We start from the raw sequence: 1,095 nt of genomic DNA on the forward strand, positions 1-1,095 counted from the left end.
ACCTTCATTGTCGCCACTCACGACCCTCGTATGGCATCACGCTGCGATCGCACCATCGAGCTGGTGGACGGCAAAATCATCCAAACGCACGCCAGTGTGGAGGAGGTCTCATGGGCAAGCTAATTCCCGTTTCGGTTCGCCTTGCTTGGCTGAATCTACAACGTAATCGCCGACGCAGTTTGTTGTCGATGCTGATCATCGCCATTGCAGTTTTTGCGCTGACCAGCGCAGGTGGTTTTGGCCTTTATACCTACGACAGCTTGAAAGAATCCACAGCGCGAGACACGGGGCATCTGACATTAACCACGCCGGGTTATTTCGCTAAAGAAGAAGAGATGCCATTGAGCAATGGTTTGAGCCATGCCGATGCGATCACCAAACAGTTGATTGGTTTGAGTGAGGTGCGAGGCGTACAGCCTCGAGTGGAATTCAGCGGTTTGATCTCTAACGGCAGCAAGTCCTCGATTTTTATTGGTATCGGCGCTAACGAACGCGAGTTCGATATGAAAGGGCCGTTTTTGGACGTGCGTGATGGGCAGACGCTTTCCAACATTCATGCCTCTCGCTACGACGCTTCTGAGCCAGAAGTGATGCTTGGGGTGGATCTCGCCAATAATCTGAGCGTCAACGTGGGTGATTGGATTACCTTACTTGCTACTACGACAGATGGCGCTTTGAACGCTTACGACTTTAAAGTTCGCGGTATCTACTCAACTGGCGTTCCTGAGCTGGATAAACGCCAACTTTACGTACACATCAACAGTGCTCAGTCTCTGCTGGGGTCGGACAAAGTCAGTGCGCTGTCAGTATTTCTGTTCGACACCAGCTTAACCAACAAGGTTGAACAGCAAGTCGCGATGATTCTAAACAAACAAAAACCGAGCTTTGGCGATCAAGAGGTTGAAATTACTCCTTGGCAAGAGCGTGCGTTCTTCTATCTCAAAGTGAAAGATTTGTACGACCGTATTTTCGGCATTATGGGCGCCGTAATGGCTCTGGTCGTGTTTGTCGCGTTGTTCAACACCATGACTATGTCTGTGACCGAGCGTACTCGTGAAATCGGCACCTTGTCCGCATTGGGCAGTTATCCCCGAG

The 1,095-nt window shown here is 50.5% G+C and carries 1 protein-coding gene and 1 pseudogene; both read left to right on the forward strand.

Annotation, left to right across the window (positions count from 1 at the left end; genetic code table 11):
- A pseudogene (locus tag R7Q47_RS26080) lies at positions 1 to 123 on the forward strand (lipoprotein-releasing system ATP-binding protein LolD); the annotation flags it as partial.
- Positions 111 to 1,095, forward strand: a 985-nt coding sequence (locus tag R7Q47_RS26085; protein WP_318090240.1) for an ABC transporter permease, incomplete at its 3' end; no start/stop codon positions are given. The pseudogene R7Q47_RS26080 and the gene R7Q47_RS26085, both read left to right, overlap by 13 nt.

The organism is Vibrio sp. Vb0349, assembly GCF_033338975.1.